Below are 19,348 nucleotides of genomic sequence, written 5' to 3'. Positions count from 1 at the left end.
GTTTTCCTGCGCAATGCTTCTTAATATTGTAAACGACAATTACAAACAAAATTTATACGGATGAAACTATCCAAATACACCAAACTCGGAATTCTCATTACATTTTGTATTGCTATCTTCATTTGGGGAATAAACTACCTGAAAGGCATCGACTTTTTCAATAAAAATACCACCTACTACGTGGTTTACGGACATATTGACGGATTGCTTGAATCAAGCGCCGTAACGATGAACGGCTATCAGGTCGGACAAGTGAAAAAGATCAGCATCTCCGAAAAGAATGACGGCAGTCTGTTGGTTTCATTTTCGCTTGAAGGCGACTTTAAAATCCCCAAAGGAACGATAGCCCAAATTGTATCGAGCGACATCATGGGAACCAAATCCGTTAAACTTCTGATCAATCAATCGAACGAGTATTACCAAGAAAATGATACCATCCCCGGAACCATCGAAGAAGGGCTAAAAGAACAGGTCAGCATGCAGGTATTGCCTTTAAAAAACAAAGCCGAACAGTTGCTGGCCTCACTCGACTCGGCCATCACCGTGGTAACTTATGTGTTTAACGCCGAGACCCGACAGAATTTATCTGAAAGTTTTGAGCACATCAACCGAACAATCATCAACCTGGAAGAAACTTCGGAACTTCTGAACGCTTTATTACTTGCCGAACGGGAAAATATTCATGCGATCCTCGGAAACCTGAATCAACTGAGCGCCACCCTGAACAGCAGTTCTGTCAATTTTGCCAATATTGCTGAAAATTTTTCAAACATCAGCGACAGCATTGCCGACACGCAAATTAAAAGCCTGATAAACGATTTTGCCGGTTCGGCTGAAAACTTAAATCAAATTATCGGGAAAATAAATGAGGGAGAAGGAACAGCCGGACGATTAATAAACGACGCCGGATTGTACAACAACCTGACCCAATTGAGCCTGAGCCTGGATTACCTGATGAAAGACATCCGCAGCAACCCGAAACGTTACGTCCACTTCTCGGCGATGGATTTCGGCAAAGACGTATACATCACGACCCGCAACCAGAGCCCGGATGAAAAATCAGACTACTCGTTTAAGGTTCATTTGATCTCCAGCCCTACCCGACTGGACTTGGAGAACGAAGTATTCAGCTCGTTTGACGAGATTGAGGAGGTGGAAATCTCCGGCATCTACAACTACATGACCGGAAATTCATCGAACATTGAAAAAATTGTAAAATTACATGAACAGGCAACAAATGTGTTCCCGGATGCCAGCATCATCGCATTTAAAAACAACCGTCAAATCAAGCTTGACCGGGCTTTGAGGAAAGCTGCCAAGTAATTTTTCATAATTATAATTTATCAGGAATTTCACAACTCGCTTTATTCACGGGACTTACAAATACTCCTTGTGTTAAATGATTGAATATCAGTAAATTATAGAACATATAAAAAAATCAAAAGATTAACTGCCTGACTGATAAACCCGTTATAATTATTTCTAAAAAGTCAAGGCTGTTTTCATTTTTTTTATACTTTTTTTTTAAACACTTTTGCTTTCGGGAAAAATAACAGGGAAGTTTTTGTCGAATTTTTTAAAATCCTACTGTTCAAAATGAGTAACAATCATCTTGCTGTATGGAATCGTTGTCTTTCGGTAATACGCGACAATGTTCCTGCAATTAGCTTTAAGACATGGTTTGAACCGATCATGCCGTTAAAGATCGATAATCAGGTTTTGACGATTCAGGTTCCAAGCCCGTTCTTTTACGAGTACCTCGAAGAGCAATACATTGATTTGCTGAGAAAAACATTACGTAAGGAAGTAGGTCAGGATGCCAAGCTTGAGTATGTGGTTGTTATGGGAAACAACCAGGCAAACGCGCAGCCTTACACCGTAAAGTACCCGACAAACAACAACACCAAAATTCAGAACAAACCGCTAACGATCCCGCTGAAAACAGAGGGAAAGCCGTCAATAAAAAATCCCTTTATTATTCCCGGAATCCAGAAACTGCATGTCGACCCGCAACTGAGACCCGACAACACCTTCGAAAACTTTGTTGAAGGCGAATGTAACCGCTTGGCGCGAAGCGCCGGTTATGCCGTATCTCAGAATCCGGGCGGAACTGCCTTTAATCCGCTGATGGTTTACGGCAATTCCGGCCTTGGAAAAACGCACCTGGCTCATGCAATTGGTATTGAGGTCAAAGAAAGATTCCCCGACAAAGTTGTATTGTATGTAAATGCCAATAAATTTCAAACACAATTTACGGAGGCCACCCGGAACAATAACCGGAACGACTTTCTTCACTTTTATCAAATGATTGATGTGCTCATTCTCGACGACGTTCAGGAATTTGCCGGTAAAGAAAAAACACAGGAAACCTTCTTTCACATTTTCAATCACTTGCACCAAAGCGGGAAACAATTGATCTTAACATCCGATAAGCCCCCTATCGAGCTAAAGGGAATGGAACAACGTCTGCTTTCCCGCTTTAAATGGGGGCTGACCGCTGACTTGCAGGCGCCTGATTTTGAAACCCGGATGGAAATCCTGAAACGAAAAATCTATAAGGACGGCATCGAAATCAGTGACGAAGTATTGGAATACATTGCATCGCACATCAACAACAATGTCCGCGAGCTTGAAGGGGCGCTGGTTTCTCTGTTGGCGCAATCCACGCTGAATAAAAAGGAAATTACCATTGAGCTGGCCAGTGAGATGATCACCAAGCTGGTAAAAAGCTCGAAACGGGAATTGTCGATCGACTATATCTCGAAGGTCGTATGTGATTACTTCAATTTATCGGTCGATCATTTGCAGACAAAAACCAGGAAACGGGAGATTGTCCAAGCCAGGCAGTTAGCCATGTATTTTTCCAAAAACATGACTAAATCATCGCTGGCATCCATCGGTTCGCAAATCGGCAAGAAAGACCATGCTACAGTGCTGCATGCCTGTAAAACCGTCAATAACCTCATCGAAACCGATAAGAATTTCCGGCTTTTTGTCGACGAAATCGAAAAGAAACTAAAAATGTAAATCATCCCGGGGCAGATCAGTTGATCTGCCTTTTTTATGAGATCCATAAACATGAACGATTCGTATCTGACCATCGCCAAATCAGCAGAAGGACTTTTTAAGGACAAAGGAAGTAAGTTTCTGGCCTATGCTTACCCGGTTGAGTCGGAAGATGACATTAAGCAACTGCTTCAGGAACTGAAGACAGAACATTTTTCAGCCCGTCATCATTGTTATGCCTGGCAGCTGGGCCCCGAAAAAAAGCTCTTCAGGGCAAACGACGACGGCGAACCTTCCTCAACAGCGGGAAAACCAATTCTGGGACAAATTCAGCGCTTCAACCTGACCAATGTATTGATCGTGGTTGTCCGCTATTTTGGCGGAACCTTACTTGGTGTCAGCGGGCTGATACATGCTTACCGTGAAGCGGCTGCCGATGCCCTGAGTCATGCTGAAATTATCGAAAAACTGGTTGAAATTCCGTTTTGGGTCGAATTTGATTACCTGAATATGAACACAGTCATGAAGATCTTTAAAGATGAAAACCTGCCTCAACTAAAAAATGAATTTGATTTGCGTTGTAAAATCAAAACTTTTATTCGGGAAAGTGAATCAGAAAGATTGTTTGAGTCGTTTAAAAAAATTGAAGGCGTCGTCATCCGGTTGATCGAATGAGGCGATACTGTTCATAAGTCGGTAATAAATCATGTTCCAGATCATATTTAATTACAGCTTACAGCTATTAACTTTGAGTTTTGATGAAAGGTGCAATAATTCGATATCGTTCCCCATTCTTTGATGAGTTAACTCACAAGATCGTTCTTTCCCAAAGCACCGGATATAAAGACAACAATACGTTATTCAGGTTATACCATTTATCGGGCAGTACGCCGGTAAGAAACCAACAGTCATTTTTAATCCTGTTGGTTTTTTTTTGTCTGTATGTTACATCTAAAACAAACACCATAAATGAAGAAAGATTTAATTTCAATCACCGACTATTCGAAAGAAGAATATCTTCGGATCATGCAACTGGCTGCCGAATTTGAGAAGAACCCGAATCAGAAACTCCTCGAAGGGAAAGTGGTGGCCACCTTGTTTTTTGAACCCTCAACGCGTACCCGGCTGAGTTTCGAAACAGCCATTAACCGGCTTGGCGGCCGGATTATCGGTTTTTCCGACTCCAATTCCTCCAGCGTATCCAAAGGCGAAACCCTGCACGACACCATCAGGATGGTATCCAACTATGCCGACCTGATTGTGATGCGCCATCCACACGAAGGCAGCGCCCGTTATGCCGCCGAGGTGTCGGCTGTTCCCATTATTAATGCCGGCGACGGCGCCAATCAGCACCCGACGCAAACTCTGCTCGATATGTATTCGATCATAAAAACACAAGGAACGCTGGACAACCTGAATATTTTTATGGTGGGCGACCTGCGTTACGGACGGACCGTCCATTCGTTGCTGATGGCCATGTCGCAGTTTGAAAACCCGATTTTCAACTTTATTGCACCCGAAGAACTGCAAATGCCCGAAGAATATAAGATTTTCCTCCGCGAAAAAGGAATCCGTTACTTCGAACACCGCGAGTTTACCGATATCATCTCCGAAGCGGATATCGTGTACATGACCCGGGTACAAAAGGAGCGCTTTTCCGACCCGATTGAATACGAACAGGTCAAAAATGTTTACATACTGAGAAACAGCATGTTGAAAAACACCAGCCCCAACATGCGGATCCTGCATCCGCTGCCACGGGTAAACGAAATACACACCGACGTGGATCAAAATGAAAAAGCCTATTATTTTGAACAGGCCCGTAACGGTGTTTTCACCCGCGAAGCCATCATTGCCCATACCCTGAACTTAAAATAGCAGACACCATGAAAGATTCGAAAAAAAAGAAGCTCAAGTTAAAAGTCAGCGCCATCAGCGAAGGAACCGTGATCGACCACATCACTTCCGAAAACCTGTTCAAGGTGATATCAATCCTTGAACTGGACAAAACGCCAAACATGATCACTTTCGGAGCAAACCTCGACAGCGACAAACTGGAAAGCAAAGCAATCATCAAGGTGTCGAACCAGTTTTTTAAGGATGACGACATTAACAAAATCGCGTTGATTTCGCCCCACGCCAAACTGAATATTATCCGCGATTACGAAGTGGTTGAGAAACGGGCCGTCGAAATACCCGATCAGGTAATCGGGATTGTAAAGTGTTTCAACCCGAAGTGTATCACAAACAACGAAGCCGTAGTGACCTCTTTTAAAGTAATCAACAAAGAACCGCTGGCCTTGAAATGCAAATATTGCGAGAAAATCACCCACGGACACCAGATGGTGATTAAATAAGACGTCTGTTTTTAATTCGGGAATACCTGTTATTTTCGTTTTTCAACAAAATTAAGCAATGGAGAAAATATTCGATAAAACACTGGAAGAAATCAGCGTCCTGGCGGAAGAAAGGCCGTCAGACTTATTGCTCAGGGTATGCAAATTACTGAAAGAAAACATCTACCACTACGACTGGGTTGGTTTTTACAAGCTCGAAAACGGCGAGTTAATTCTTGGCCCCTATGTTGGCAAACCAACCGAACACACCCGCATTCCTGTAGGAAAAGGCATCTGCGGGCAAGTGGCCGAAAAAAAAGAAACCATTGTTGTTCAGGATGTCAGTCAGGAAGATAACTATATTTCATGCAGCATAGACGTGCAGTCGGAGATTGTGGTACCTGTTATAAAAAACGGGGAATTCGTAGCCGAGCTGGATATCGACAGCCACTCTCCCGCTCCTTTTAAACCAATCGACCGGAAATTTCTGGAGTTGGTTTGCACGCTGATCGCCGATCAGTTTTAAAACAAAAAAGGTCCGCCCGGTTAAAGCCTGGCGAACCCTATTTGTTTTGACGAAATGTCCGGTTCAATTCGGAGTACCTGAAAGCAGCATGCTGTTTTCAGTCATAAGTTTTATGTGCTTATCAGTAATTCTCGCGCCGTTGCGATGGTCGTTGCTGAGAACCGCGTTGTTGCGGCTTCTGAAACCGGTCATTTCTCTCCGGCCTGCCACCTCTTGGCGCTTTTGGATTTGCCTGGTTAACTTTAATATTCCTGCCACGTACATCAGCGCCGTCTAATTTTTCAATTGCCTGGGCGCCTTCACTCTCATCAGCCATTTCAACGAAACCAAATCCTTTGGCCCGTCCGGTCTCCTGGTCTTTTACAATCTTTACAGAAATTACTTCTCCAAATTGTGAAAACAATTCCTCCAAGTCGCTTTCTTTGAGGTTGTAGTTTAAATTTCCTACATAAATGTTCATAAATAAAAGGATAAGAATTAAATAAAACTAAATCAACGAGATGGTCGTGATTCGCAAGTCAATTAACATGTAAGACAGGTCCTTTTTCATGTAAAATATTACAAGTCGTTACGCCATAGCTCTATACAAAATTAAAGATTGTTTTGATTTGGCAAGTGAGTTCCTGATTATTTTTTAAGTCCTTTTTATGAAGGAAATATTCTGCAAAAGGCTGATTTTTACGTTTATTCAACATATAGCACAAGGCCTTTCAGGTACTCGCCCTCCGGATGATAGATATTGACCGGATGGTCAGCCGGTTGGTTTAGTTGGTGCAAAATGCGGACTTTCCGTCCCGAAATTGCAGCCCCGGAGAAAACAGCTTCCCTGAATTTTTCTTTTGTCACCACCTGCGAACAACTGAAGGTAAACACGATGCCTCCCGGACGAATTTGCTCAAAAGCTCTGGCATTTAGCCGTTTATAAGCCTGCAAGGCCTGATGCAACGCATTGCGGTGTTTGGCAAAAGCCGGCGGATCAAGGATGATCAGGTCGTACTTGTCTTTGATAGCGCGCATAAACTCGAAGGCATCAGCCACATAAGCTTCGTGGCGCGGATCGTTTTCGAAATTGAGATGAACATTCCGGTTGGTCAGCTCAATGGCTTTTGCCGAAGCATCGACCGAATGGACCAAACGGGCCCCGCCACTCATGGCGTAAAATGAAAAACCGCCACTGTAACAAAACATATTCAACACATCGCGGTCCTGCGCGTATTCTTTCACGAGGCGACGGTTTTCGCGTTGATCGATAAAAAAACCGGTTTTCTGGCCTTCCACCCAATCAACCTCGAAAGCGTGTCCGTATTCCCTGACAATCGTCGGCGAAGACTCGCCCAGCAGATAACCATTCTCCGGTTCAATATCCGCTTTAAACGGCAAAGTTTTGTCGCTTTTATCGTAAACCGCCTGAAGTTGGTCGCCCAGTAATTCTTTCAGCAAACGGGCCAGTTCTGTCCTGATCAGGTACATGCCTATGGAATGGAACTGAAACACCGCTGTTCCGTTATAAAAATCGGCAATCAATCCGGGCATTCCGTCGCCTTCGCCGTGAACGAGCCGAAAAACCGTCGTATCGGCGCTCCCGAATAATCTCAGCGACTGCCTGACCCGAAGGGCTTCCGAAAGTTTTTGTTTCCAAAAACCTGCATCAATTGGTTCGTCGGTAAAGGTGACAACCCGCACGGCAATCGAACCGATCTGGTAATGCCCGATTCCCAGAAAGCTCCGGTCATTGGAAAGCACCCTTACCAAATCGCCCTCCTGAACTTCTCCTTCAATTTTTTTGATGGCCCCGGAAAAAACCCAGGGGTGAAAACGTTGAAGCGATTGTTCCTTACCAGGTTTCAGAACAAGGTTGGTTATTTTGTTTGTCATGATTGCGCGGCGGCTAAAGAATGGAATATTTCGTAGGAAACCCAGGCGTCGGTTGCAGCATAAAGCTGCTGCGCGTCGGTTAATTCGTCAGCTTCCCAGTTTGTTAATCGTTGTGATTTCGAGATGCGTATACCCAGCACAATCCCGGCTATTTTTTTCAGGCTGAAATCGTTAATGCCGTAATCTTTTACTTCGTCCTGGAGTTCGACGAAACCGGCCGGTTTAAAATGACTGATACGCTGCAATGTTTTAATATCGTCGCGAATAGCAACGCCCACCTTCAGGATACCCGGATTCGAAAAGATTGATTTTAGTTCGGGCGGTAATCCCATGCGGTTAATTCGGAACAGGTAAGCTTTTTCGTCGGTTGACAATTGCAGTAACGCCACTTTGTTGACCTGCCCGCGTTTAAACGAAGGTTTTGTTTCAGTATCGAAGCCCAGAACATCTGCTTCCGACAAACTGGCCACCGCCGATTTGAACGAGGCCGGATCATCAACCACGATAATTTCCCCTTCAAAAGCTTTTAATGGCAATTCATCCAATTGTTCTTTGGTTATACTTTCCTGAAACATCTGTATTAATCAATCTGGTTATTAAATAAGTTATTCAACCAATCCGGCTTGGTATTTTCTTCATCCTCTTCATGGCCTAATTTAATCTCCTGATTAAAGTCAATCTGACTGTAAATAAGCGCATGAATCGCCCGAAGCCCGTTCACCAGTTTTTGCCCCCAGTAGTTTTTAAAGTTATTCAGACATTCCCAAAGGGCTTCCTGCATAACCAATTCATCTCCCGTACGGTAAAGCATGATGAAATCTTTCAGATCCTGGTAAATATCGGCCAGGTTTTCCGAAATACTGGAGGTTAAAGGAGCATCGCTGTACTGCATTTCCGGATCAAAGATCTCCTGGTAATCGTCGTGTTCTCCCAACAAGTTCATGATCCGCTGCTGCAAAAAGTTATAATCCACCTCTGTCACATATTTTTCCAGTACAAGTTCCTCCGTACTGTCAAATTCGGGCAGAACACTGGCTTTCAGGTACAGCAACGGAAGGATTTTCTGAATCTTCCCCAGCAAGTCCCGCGGATTTTCTGAACCTGCGTTCTCAACAAACCGGCAATATTCATTGGAAACTGTAACAAATTCAATGATATCTCTGGAATAGACCAGCGGATTTAAACCATCGTCAGTCATACATTTACTTTAATTGCTGCAAAAGTAATAAGTTTTTCCTTTTCGGGAGAATTTTATAACGGCTGACGACGAATTGTACCGGTACAATCGTATCTTTCTTAACATTCAGTACCAGTATTCAGTCGCAGTTTTACTCAGGTACTTTTTTAGCTGCAAGCTCCAAGTCTCAAGCGAAGACAACAAGCTGCAATGACTAATGACCAATGACCAAAATCTATTGCTTAACACTAAATCTTGCTTGTCAGTGTATGCCAAAGAATTATTGCAGCTTCGTTCAAAAGTAATGGCCAATTAGCCAAACCTTAACAGGCGGATTACGTTTAATTTTTCGAATTGTGCAAAAAACTGAATTCATTTTATCGCGAACCAATTAAATTGTGCTTATGTCATCAAAAACCATTTACCAAATCGCAAGACTTTTTCTGGTGGCGACCATTTTTGCGGCGATCCACTCGTGCCAATCGCCCATCATGGAAGAAGTAGAAACAGATTCAGATTTAAGTTTCGTCCTGAAATCTGCGAATTTAAACAAAATGAGCTACATTGTCCGTATCCAGGTACCGGAGCTGGACCAGGAACTTGTTTCAGTAAAAGACTATGCGAAACGGAATGAAAAAGTACATGCCGCAGTTGCAAAAATTTTAAAAAGAAACGGCATTACCGACAGTGAAATTGGTTTTGTTTATTCAACAGCCATAACCGGCTTTTCGGTGAAGATTCCTCCGGGCCAGTTTAAAAAACTGGCAGCCGACGGCGTGATCATCCACATTGAGGAAGATCAGCTTGTTACGCTCAGTCCGATTCAAATTTCCGTAAAACCTGGTAGTACGACACCTCCCCTGCAAACCATTCCCTGGGGAATTTCACGTGTTGGCGGCGGACAAAGCGGAGTTGGAAAAACAGCCTGGATAATTGACACCGGTATCGACACCGATCATCCCGACCTGAACGTGGATGTGTTGCGCGGAGCAAATTTCTCAACCGATAAAACCATCGATGATCTGAACGGGCATGGCTCGCATGTTGCCGGCACCATTGCTGCGACAAACAATTCAGTGGGAGTTATCGGCGTCGCTGCCGGGGCAACAGTGATTCCTGTAAAAGTATTGAACAGGAGAGGTAGCGGAACCTACTCGGGGGTAATCGCCGGAATCGATTTTGTTGCTGCAAACGGTTCTCCTGGCGATGTAGCCAACATGAGCCTTGGAGGGTCCGTTTCAACAACCCTGGATAACGCGGTTATTGCTGCGGCTGCTACCGGTATCAAATTTTCACTTGCTGCCGGAAACGAGTCGGACGATGCAAACAACCATTCTCCGGCCAGAGCAAACGGTCCCCATGTTTACACCATTTCGGCCATGAACAGCAGCGATATTTTTGCCTATTTTTCGAATTACGGCAATCCGCCGGTCGACTTTTGCGCGCCAGGAGTGAGCATCTATTCAACCTATAAAGACGGCGGCTATGCCACCCTGAGCGGCACATCCATGGCTGCCCCGCATGTTGCCGGACTGTTATTGCTGGGCACCGTGAATACCGATGGAACTGTGTCGGGCGATCCCGACGGGAATCCGGATCCGATCGTTCATCGCTGATTTCTATAAAACCAGAAAACAAAATCCCGTCAGGCAGGCGGGATTTTTTAGTTGTTGTTGCCTCTGTATTGGCGTGAAACTCCTTATTTTAATGATGGTTTCGTTATTGACCAGTGGGTTTGAATGATTTTCCAGTTCCCATCCGGTTCTCTCCTGAAAACCTCGGTGCAGTTCCATTTGTGATCCTGATCTCCGACATATGAACGCAGATTATACGTCAAAACAGCCATTCCGCCGGACGACTGGACGAGAGGATTGATCATTTCATAACGGTCGACTTTTACCTGACCGCGAATCGATTCATACAGTTTGGTCAGCTCCTCAAGTCCGTCAATACGTTTTTCCAGAAGCGGATCAAAATAAACAACATCGGCGGCCGACAATTCCAGAAAACCGGAAGGATCGCCGTTGTTCCAACGTTCGAGAGCAGCTCGTTCGAGTGAGACGATCATCTCGTCGATCTGCATTTTTTCCTGTGCAAAACCCATAACCGAATAGATTAAAAAAAGTGTACCAATAAATTTTTTCATGACGCTATCGTTTTATTCATTACGATTCATTTTCCATTCCAGCCGGTTATCAATCCGGTAGATGATTTTTCCGTTATCCATCAACCAGCGGATGACTTTGATGATTTCGTCTTCATTACGGTCGATCTTAAAGATCAGCTCTTCGTACAGGCAGGGCTCGTTCAGGTATTCTTTTAACCGGCCGGCAATGTTGTCAAACTCAAGCTGACTCAGACCCAACTCATTCTGTTCGAGACAAATATCACATTTACCGCATCGTACCGAAGTCTTTTCACCAAAATATTCCAGCAACATCTGACTGCGGCATTTCAATTTACCGGTTGAATAACGCAGCATGGCATCAATCCGTTCCTGGTAGTCTTTCTTGCGGTCGGTATAATTTTCCTTCGAAATCTTCAGCCGTTCAAGCTCCAGTCGTTCTTTGGTGAAGATGATAAACGGCGTCTTCTTACGCGGGATGTAATGGATGATTTTATGCGAGTTCAGGTGGTTCAGAAAACGGTACACCACTTCCACCGAAATGTTGGCCCGCTTAGCCAACAGGTCTTCATCAATTCCTACGTAATCCTGGAACAAGCCCGAGTATGAGCGCAGCAACAGCTTGATAAAACCATCGAAATTGGCGTTCGCTACCTGAAATTTGTAAAGGTCGTCACGCCCGACAATGAAATGGACACGTGACGGATTATCCAGTTCTTCGGTCAGTTCCAGGTAGCCTTCGCGCTGGAGGATTTTCAGGCAGTTCAGTACCGTGGCAATCGGGAAACTATATCGTCCGGCAAAATCGCCCAAACTAAAATCCAGGATCTGGTCTTTCCCGAACCCGACGGCCAACTGAAAATAATTACCCAGGGCCTGGTAAACCCGTTTAATCACATCAACAGGCGGAAAAGCCTTCTCCACCTGCTTTTTTAAGGCCAGCACATCCGATTTGGCGGCGATCAATACCGCATAAGCTTTATTTTCATCGCGCCCTGCCCTGCCTGCTTCCTGAAAATAGGCTTCAGGCGAATCGGGCGGCCCCAGGTGAATAACAAAGCGTACATCCGGTTTATCGATCCCCATGCCAAACGCATTGGTTGCTACAATCACCCGCGTTTGTCCAGTCTTCCAGGCCTCCTGCTTTTTAGTCCGGCTAACCGCCGTTAAACCGGCATGGTAATAATCAGCCGAAATTCTGTTTTTTTGCAGGTATTCGGCAATCTCCCGGGTTTGTTTTCGGCTGCGCACATAAATAATCCCGGTTCCTTTCGCTTTCTGCACCGACTGCAACAGGTAGGGCAGTTTGTCTTCCCGGTTCCGAACCAGGTAAGCCAGGTTCTCACGGAAAAAACTTTTCCGCAAGACATGTTCCTGTTTAAAATTCAGTTGTTGCTGAATGTCGGTTTCGACCTTTGGCGTAGCGGTAGCCGTTAATGCCAGAACCGGTACCTGGGGCAATAACTCGCGCAACTCGCGGATACGCAAATACGAAGGACGAAAATCGTAGCCCCATTGAGAAATACAATGCGCCTCATCCACGGCAATCAGGTTCACGGTCATTTGCGGTAAACGTTCACGAAAACGCTCGGTAGCAATACGTTCGGGTGACAGGTACAGAAATTTGTAGTCGCCCCAGGCAGCGCTGTCAAACGCCAGCCTCACCTCCTGTATGCTCATCCCCGAATGAATAGCCATCGCCTTGATACCTTTTTTTTGCAGGTTTTCCACCTGGTCTTTCATCAACGAGATCAAAGGCGTTATCACCAGGCAGGTACCGGGCTTCGACAAAGAATAAACCTGAAAGGTAATGGATTTACCTCCGCCGGTGGGCATCAATCCGAGCGTATCTTTCCCGGCCGCAACAGACTGAATAATCTCTTCCTGAAGCGGACGAAACCTGGAATAGCCCCAATAACGGGTTAATATGGATTGAAACTCGTTCAACTTCTCAACTTTTCAGCAATGAATATGAAATAGTTTTCAACTTAACAAATTTTAATGAAAATTAATTTTTTTAATCGCCCCGTGCAAGACCCAAAAAAGGCCAATATCCGCTAAAATTTTGTAGTTTTGGCTATTGAATTCACTAAAATTTCAACAATGCCATTTTTTACGGATAAAGTAGTTTCTGAGGGACTGACATTCGACGATGTTTTGTTGGTTCCATCGTATTCGGAAGTTCTGCCGCGCCATGTTGATCTCTCTACCAGCTTCACCCGGTCGATCCGTTTAAATACGCCGGTAGTTACAGCAGCCATGGATACCGTAACAGAAGCGCCGATGGCCATTGCCATTGCCCGTGAGGGAGGTATTGGCGTGATTCACAAAAACATGAGCATTGACGAGCAGGTTCACCAGGTTATTTCGGTTAAACGGGCTGAAAACGGGATGATTTTCGACCCCATTACCATTTCGAAGGAGAAAAAAGTGGGCGATGCGATGGAATTGATGCGCAATTACAAGATCGGCGGCATTCCGGTGGTTGATGATGAAAAAAAACTGGTGGGGATTGTTACCAACCGCGATCTTCGTTTTGAATCGGACATGAATAAACCCGTCGCCGAGGTGATGACCTCCGAAAACCTGGTTTATACCACCGAATCAACCGATTTGGAGCGCGCTGCCGAAATCCTTCAGAAGCATAAAATTGAAAAATTACCGGTCGTCGATAAATCGAACCGCTTAATCGGTTTGGTCACCTATAAAGACATCACCAAAGCAAAAGATAAACCGCTGGCCAGTAAGGATGCCAAAGGACGGCTTCGGGTTGCAGCCGCGGTAGGCGTTACCTCCGATTCGATTGATCGTATTGACGGGTTGGTAAAAGCGCAGGTTGATGCCATTATTATCGACACTGCCCACGGGCACTCGAAAGGCGTATTGGAAACCCTGCGGAAAGCGAAAGCCAAATACCCTGAAATGGATTTTGTTGCCGGAAATATTGCCACGGCCGAGGCAGCTACCGACCTGGTTTTAGCCGGCGCCGATGCCGTAAAAGTAGGTATCGGTCCGGGCTCCATCTGCACCACCCGCGTGGTGGCCGGAGTTGGAATACCGCAATTATCGGCCATTTACAATGTGGCAAAAGCTCTTAAACACAGTGATGTCCCTATTATTGCCGACGGAGGCATCCGCTATTCGGGTGATATTGTGAAAGCCATTGCTGCCGGAGCCTATTCAATTATGGCAGGCTCGCTTTTTGCCGGAGTTGAAGAGTCTCCGGGCGAGACCATTATTTTTCAGGGCCGGAAGTTCAAAACCTATCGCGGTATGGGTTCCATTGAAGCCATGCAGGCCGGCTCGAAAGACCGCTATTTTCAGGATATGGAAGACGATATACGCAAACTGGTGCCTGAAGGGATCACAGCCCGGGTACCATACAAAGGATCGCTGGATGAGGTACTTTATCAACTGATCGGCGGTTTGCGCTCGGGCATGGGCTATTGCGGGGCGCGTAATATCGAAGAACTTTGGCAGGCCAGGTTTACGCGGATCACCAATAACGGCGTCCAGGAAAGTCACCCGCATGATGTAAGCATTACCAGTGAATCTCCTAATTACAGTTCGCGACAATAGATTTATGCACACCGATCCGGCTTAAAAATTTGAATCTGTTCAGATGTTTAAAATAATTTTCCTGCTGAGTTTGCTTTTTACTTCGTATTCTGCGTTCGCCCAACCGGAAGAAAACGAAGTGATCCTGACAATCGATGACCGTCGGTTTTACAAAGACGAGTTTACCCGCTTGTATGAAAAGAACAACCAGAACCTGCAAAATCAATCCGAAAAGAAACGTCCGGAGCAATACATGGACCTGTTTATCAACTACAAATTGAAGGTGATGGAAGCGGAAAGATTAAAAATGGATACGCTTCCCGGTTTCAAAAAAGAGTACCAACAGTTCAGAAAAGAGTTGATTCTACAGTTCCGCAGCTTAGCCATATCGGAAGAAATGATTGAAACAGCCTACGATCGTGTAATCAACGAACTGAAGGTCAGTCACATCTTAATTGGGTTGCCGATGACGGCCTCTCCTCAGGATACACTGACTGCCTGGTCTCAAATCATGGATATCCGGAAGCAAATTACCAGCGGTGCCGATTTTAACGATATGGCCATGAAATACTCTCAGGACCCGTCGGTTCGTCAGAATAAAGGGATGATTGGTTACTTCAGAGGCTTCCAGGTGATTTTTCCGTTTGAGGATGCCGCCTACAAAACTCCGGTTGGCGAACTGTCCATGCCCGTTCGCACCCCGTTCGGCTATCACCTGATTCGGGTTCACAACAAACGGATGCCGGATCAACCGGTGAGAAGCTTAGCCGAAATGCGCGACGAATTAATCGTGAGGATCAGGCGAAATATGGAATTCAATCCATTGCATCAGTTTTCGGAGCAAAAAGACGATTTTTCTGAAGAAAAATATCCTGAATTTAGCCAGCTGATGCAGGAGTTCCGTGACGGGATTTTACTGTTTAACCTGTCTGAAGAACTGGTTTGGGAGCGCGCCCGTACAGATTCGTCCGGATTGCAGTCGTTTTACAATAAAAATAAAGGCCGCTATAGCGGAGACGAACAATTCAGCGGATGGGTCATTCAGTGTAAAACACAGGAAGTTCGCGACTTTGCAGATGAAATGATCTCGGCCGACAGCCGGATCTCCAAAGAAGAAATGGAAGACCGGCTGAACCTGGAATATGAAAACCAGGCACATATCCTGAAAGGAAATTTCAGCAAGGGCGAAAATCCCCTGGTAGATTATTTCGTTTGGGACGGGCCTGAACCAGCCGGTTACCGGGACGGACTTCATTTTATCAACGGGAATAAAACAGTTGGCGGACCCAAATCGCTGGAAGAAGCGCGCGGGCTATACCTATCCGGCTTTCAGGATTTTCTTGAAGCGGAATGGGTAAAGCAACTCAGAAAAAAGTATAAAATAAAAGTAAACAGGAATATCCTGAAAACCGTTAAGCCTGTTTAATTCAGGGGCACCAGGTTGAGCGTTCAGAACAGATGAAAAGAAAAAACATGATAAAACAACTTAAATTTACACCGGTAAGATTGGTAAGAATGTGTAAAGGACCGGTTTTAAACCTACATGGATTTTGCATGGCAAACGAGTGGAAGGTTATTATTTTAATGATTGTGCTTTCAGCGTGCCAACAGGAAAAACCCAACCTGACGCCTTTGGCCCAGGTTAATGAGAGTTTTCTTTACCTGGAAGATGTCAAACAAATTCTACCGGAAAACCTGTCTGAAGCGGACAGCACCCTGTGGGTTGACGATTTTGTAAAAAGGTGGGTACGCACCGAATTGGTTATTTTAAACGCCGAACAAAACCTGACACCGGAGCAAAAAAATGTAGATAAAGAACTGAAAGAGTACCGCAACTCGTTAATCACCTACCGTTACAAGAAAGAACTCATGGCCCAAAAGATGGATACTGTCGTGAAAGCAGAGGATATTGAACAGTATTTCCGGGAACATCAACAGGAATATATCCTGAAAAACAACATCGTAAAAGCCGTATTTTTAAAAACCCCGATTGAGGTTGCCAATCCAGAGATCATTAAAAATCTTTGTCTGGATAATGATCCGCTGAAACTCGCGCAGCTCGACGAATACAGCATTCAATATGCCAAAGCCTACGACCGGTTTGATGATAAGTGGATTAATTCGACAACAATCCTCGCCCAAATACCCGACGAAATTACAGACGAGGAACGATTTTTAAGAAGAAACAAGTTTATAGAAAGTAGTGATACAGATTATTATTACTTTATTTGTATCCGCGATTTTCGCCTCCAGGGACAAATTGCCCCGGTTGAGTATATCGAATCCGATATCAGGAACATTATTCTGAACCAACGTAAAGTGAAGTTTCTGAGAAATATCGAAAACGATATTTACAAAGAAGGTTTAGCATCGAATAAGTTTAAAATTTATAATATTCAAAAATAGACAGATATGTTCAGAAAAGTATTCGCCGCTTTCATTGCCCTGTATATGCTCACAAGCGTTTCAGCTGTTTATGCGCAAGACAAAATGATTGATCATATTGTTTCTGTCGTGGGCAGCAATATCATTATGAAATCGGACATTGAAGCCATGTACATGCAGAACCAGGCACAAGGAATCGCTTCGGACGGCGATATGAAGTGTGAGATCCTGGAAGAATTCCTGATTGAAAAATTATTAATTGCCGAGGCCGAACTGGATACCACCATCGAGGTAACCGACAGCCAGCTGAACCAGCAACTCGACCAGCGGATGCAATACTTTATAAAAAACCTGGGGTCGGAAAAAGCCGTTGAAAATTATTTCAAAAAGCCGATCATGCAAATTAAGGCCAGTCTGGAGGAAGTTATCCGCAACCAACTCATGACCAACCAGATGCGCAATAAAATCATTGGAACTGTTTCCATTACGCCGGCCGAGGTCCGTTACAACTTTCGGAATATGAAAAACGAAGAAATTCCGCAGGTTGCGCCCCAGGTTGAATATGCCCAGATCAGCCTGTATCCTCCTATTGAACTGGAGGAAGAAAATGCCATTAAAGCCCGCCTTCGCGAATTCAAAAAACGAATTGAAGATGGCGAAAACTTTGCTACCCTGGCCGTCCTTTATTCCGAAGACCCCTCCGCTCCCAACGGCGGAGAGCTGGGTTACATGGGCCGAGCCCAGCTCGACCAGGCATATGCAGCCGCTGCTTTTAACCTGCGGGGCGACCGGGTATCGAACGTCGTGAAAAGTGAATTTGGCTACCATATCATCCAGTTGATCGACCGCAAAGGAGAACAGGTAAATACCCGTCACATCATCATCATCCCCAAGCCTAACCCCCAGGCAATGGCAAAAACCTCCAGTCAGCTTGACAGTCTCGCCAGCAAAATCAGGAAAAATGAAATCACCTTCGAGAATGCAGCCATGCGCTTTTCGGGCGACAAAAATTCGCGGAACGGCGGCGGTGTGGCCATCAACCCCTACACCATGTCGTCGAAATGGAAAAAAGATGAACTCGATCCTGATGTCAGTAAAGTGTTGGCTAAAATGAAGGAAAATGAGATCTCAGATCCGTTCCTGACGATTGACGACAAACAACGCCCGGTTTATAAAGTTGTTAAACTAATCAGTCAATCGAAGGAACATAAAGCCAACCTGCAGGACGACTATCAGCTTCTAAGTGAACTATTCCTGGAAAAAAAACGGGAAGAAACGCTGAGTAAGTGGATTTCGGAACAGCAGGCAAAAACGTATATTCGTATTGACGAAACCTACATGAACTGTAATTTCAAGTTTAAAGGCTGGATCAAATAAAAACGATTGGTAAACGATGAATTTCAAAAACGAGGTAGAAGCCGCCGACGCCCTGAAGGCCAGGATTGACCTGTTGCACGCGGAAATAAAAAAACGCATCTACGGACAGGACGAAATTATCACGCAGGTCCTGATCGCGATGTTCAGCCGTGGACACTGTCTGCTGATCGGCGTTCCGGGTCTGGCTAAAACCTTGCTCGTCAACACCATCTCCGACGTCCTCGGACTGAAATACAGCCGGATCCAGTTTACACCCGACCTTATGCCTTCCGATATCATTGGAACAGAAATACTGGATAAAGAACGGGAATTTAAATTTGTAAAAGGACCCCTGTTTGCCAATATCATCCTGGCCGACGAAATTAACCGGACGCCGCCAAAAACCCAGGCCGCCTTGCTTGAAGCCATGCAGGAACGCGCTGTAACCGTTGCTGGTGAACGTTTTGAGCTGGATAAACCTTTTTTTGTTTTAGCCACCCAAAACCCGATTGAACAGGAAGGAACTTATCCTCTCCCCGAAGCCCAGCTCGACCGGTTTATGTTTTCCATCTGGCTCGACTACCCCAGGTTTGAAGACGAACTGACGATTGTGAGAAACACAACCTCCGGCTTTTCCAATGAACTTTCAACCATTCTTTCGGCAGAAGAGATCAGGTATTTCCAACAGTTGGTGTTAAAGGTCCCGGTAAACGACCATGTTCTTCGCTACGCGGTTGACCTGGCAGCAAAAACACGCCCGGGAACCGAGAAAGCGGCCGCCGTGTCCAACAAATACCTGAAATGGGGAGCTGGCCCCAGGGCTTCGCAATACCTGATTCTGGGGGCAAAAACGCACGCTGTCATCTCCGGAAAATATTCGCCGGACATGGAAGATGTGAAGGCAGTGGCCAAAAATATCCTTCGTCACCGGATTATTAAAAACTACAAGGCCGAGGCCGAAAACATCTCCGTTGACCAGTTGATTGATGAATTACTTTAATACT

18 protein-coding genes are annotated in these 19,348 nt (G+C 45.1%); 12 read left to right on the top strand and 6 right to left on the bottom strand.

Annotation, left to right across the window (positions count from 1 at the left end; genetic code table 11):
- Positions 1–60 precede the first annotated feature (60 nt).
- From ACOIT5_RS17325 to ACOIT5_RS17300, 6 genes are all read left to right on the top strand, one after another.
- On the top strand, positions 61–1,323 hold the full coding sequence (locus ACOIT5_RS17325; RefSeq protein ID WP_423127419.1) for an MlaD family protein: 1,263 nt from the start codon (positions 61–63) through the stop codon (positions 1,321–1,323).
- A 273-nt stretch (positions 1,324–1,596) separates the two neighbouring features.
- Complete coding sequence (gene dnaA, locus ACOIT5_RS17320) at positions 1,597–3,027, top strand: chromosomal replication initiator protein DnaA (RefSeq protein WP_423127418.1); 1,431 nt, start codon at positions 1,597–1,599, stop codon at positions 3,025–3,027.
- Positions 3,028–3,063: 36 nt separating this feature from the next.
- Positions 3,064–3,681, top strand: a complete 618-nt coding sequence (locus tag ACOIT5_RS17315; protein ID WP_423127417.1) for an IMPACT family protein — start codon at positions 3,064–3,066, stop codon at positions 3,679–3,681.
- Between the two features lie 294 nt (positions 3,682–3,975).
- Positions 3,976–4,884, top strand: coding sequence for an aspartate carbamoyltransferase (pyrB, locus tag ACOIT5_RS17310; RefSeq protein WP_423127416.1), 909 nt, complete (start codon positions 3,976–3,978; stop codon positions 4,882–4,884).
- Positions 4,885–4,892: 8 nt separating this feature from the next.
- Complete coding sequence (gene pyrI, locus ACOIT5_RS17305; protein ID WP_423127415.1) at positions 4,893–5,363, top strand: aspartate carbamoyltransferase regulatory subunit; 471 nt, start codon at positions 4,893–4,895, stop codon at positions 5,361–5,363.
- A 58-nt stretch (positions 5,364–5,421) separates the two neighbouring features.
- Positions 5,422–5,868, top strand: a complete 447-nt coding sequence (locus ACOIT5_RS17300; RefSeq protein ID WP_423127414.1) for a GAF domain-containing protein — start codon at positions 5,422–5,424, stop codon at positions 5,866–5,868.
- A 121-nt stretch (positions 5,869–5,989) separates the two neighbouring features.
- Here the strand turns inward: ACOIT5_RS17300 and ACOIT5_RS17295 are convergent, their stop codons facing one another.
- The 4 genes from ACOIT5_RS17295 to ACOIT5_RS17280 all read right to left on the bottom strand — a co-directional run bounded on the left by ACOIT5_RS17295 (position 5,990) and on the right by ACOIT5_RS17280 (position 8,941).
- Positions 5,990–6,328 carry an RNA recognition motif domain-containing protein gene (locus ACOIT5_RS17295; protein WP_423127413.1) on the bottom strand — a complete coding sequence of 113 codons (339 nt, stop codon included), beginning with the start codon at positions 6,326–6,328 and terminating at the stop codon, positions 5,990–5,992.
- Positions 6,329–6,552: 224 nt separating this feature from the next.
- A complete protein-coding gene (locus ACOIT5_RS17290; protein ID WP_423127412.1) occupies positions 6,553–7,743 on the bottom strand; it encodes a class I SAM-dependent rRNA methyltransferase in 1,191 nt (396 codons plus the stop codon).
- Complete coding sequence (locus tag ACOIT5_RS17285; protein WP_423127411.1) at positions 7,740–8,318, bottom strand: 3'-5' exonuclease; 579 nt, start codon at positions 8,316–8,318, stop codon at positions 7,740–7,742. The genes ACOIT5_RS17290 and ACOIT5_RS17285 overlap by 4 nt, the downstream gene beginning before the upstream one ends.
- 5 nt (positions 8,319–8,323) lie before the next feature.
- Entirely contained in the window at positions 8,324–8,941 is a 618-nt protein-coding gene (locus tag ACOIT5_RS17280) for a DUF5063 domain-containing protein (RefSeq protein ID WP_423127410.1), read from the bottom strand.
- Between the two features lie 383 nt (positions 8,942–9,324).
- Between ACOIT5_RS17280 and ACOIT5_RS17275 the strand changes: the two genes are divergently transcribed.
- Positions 9,325–10,536 (top strand): S8 family peptidase, encoded by a 1,212-nt coding sequence (locus tag ACOIT5_RS17275; protein ID WP_423127409.1) that lies wholly within the window; start codon positions 9,325–9,327, stop codon positions 10,534–10,536.
- 83 nt (positions 10,537–10,619) lie between these two features.
- Here the strand turns inward: ACOIT5_RS17275 and ACOIT5_RS17270 are convergent, their stop codons facing one another.
- Both ACOIT5_RS17270 and ACOIT5_RS17265 read right to left on the bottom strand, forming a co-directional pair.
- Positions 10,620–11,066 carry a YybH family protein gene (locus tag ACOIT5_RS17270; protein WP_423127408.1) on the bottom strand — a complete coding sequence of 149 codons (447 nt, stop codon included), beginning with the start codon at positions 11,064–11,066 and terminating at the stop codon, positions 10,620–10,622.
- A gap of 12 nt (positions 11,067–11,078) precedes the next feature.
- Positions 11,079–12,992, bottom strand: coding sequence for a RecQ family ATP-dependent DNA helicase (locus ACOIT5_RS17265; protein ID WP_423127407.1), 1,914 nt, complete (start codon positions 12,990–12,992; stop codon positions 11,079–11,081).
- 156 nt (positions 12,993–13,148) lie between these two features.
- Here ACOIT5_RS17265 and guaB point away from each other — a divergent pair, with 156 nt between their 5' ends.
- Genes guaB through ACOIT5_RS17240 form a run of 5 tightly spaced genes read left to right on the top strand, consistent with a single transcriptional unit; the run spans position 13,149 to position 19,344 of the window.
- Positions 13,149–14,624, top strand: a complete 1,476-nt coding sequence (gene guaB / locus ACOIT5_RS17260; protein ID WP_423127406.1) for an IMP dehydrogenase — start codon at positions 13,149–13,151, stop codon at positions 14,622–14,624.
- A 43-nt stretch (positions 14,625–14,667) separates the two neighbouring features.
- On the top strand, positions 14,668–16,029 hold the full coding sequence (locus ACOIT5_RS17255) for a peptidylprolyl isomerase (protein ID WP_423127405.1): 1,362 nt from the start codon (positions 14,668–14,670) through the stop codon (positions 16,027–16,029).
- A 47-nt stretch (positions 16,030–16,076) separates the two neighbouring features.
- Positions 16,077–17,009, top strand: coding sequence for a hypothetical protein (locus ACOIT5_RS17250; RefSeq protein ID WP_423127404.1), 933 nt, complete (start codon positions 16,077–16,079; stop codon positions 17,007–17,009).
- Positions 17,010–17,015: 6 nt separating this feature from the next.
- Complete coding sequence (locus ACOIT5_RS17245; RefSeq protein WP_423127403.1) at positions 17,016–18,365, top strand: peptidylprolyl isomerase; 1,350 nt, start codon at positions 17,016–17,018, stop codon at positions 18,363–18,365.
- A 16-nt stretch (positions 18,366–18,381) separates the two neighbouring features.
- Positions 18,382–19,344: an AAA family ATPase gene (locus ACOIT5_RS17240; RefSeq protein ID WP_423127402.1), complete on the top strand. Its 963-nt coding sequence runs from the start codon at positions 18,382–18,384 to the stop codon at positions 19,342–19,344.
- Positions 19,345–19,348: the final 4 nt, after the last annotated feature.

Source organism: Gaoshiqia hydrogeniformans, assembly GCF_049347105.1.
GTDB lineage: Bacteria > Bacteroidota > Bacteroidia > Bacteroidales > Prolixibacteraceae > Gaoshiqia > Gaoshiqia hydrogeniformans.
The sequence above is the reverse complement of the archived record's forward strand: the minus strand, read 5'-3'. Positions and strand labels throughout refer to the sequence as shown.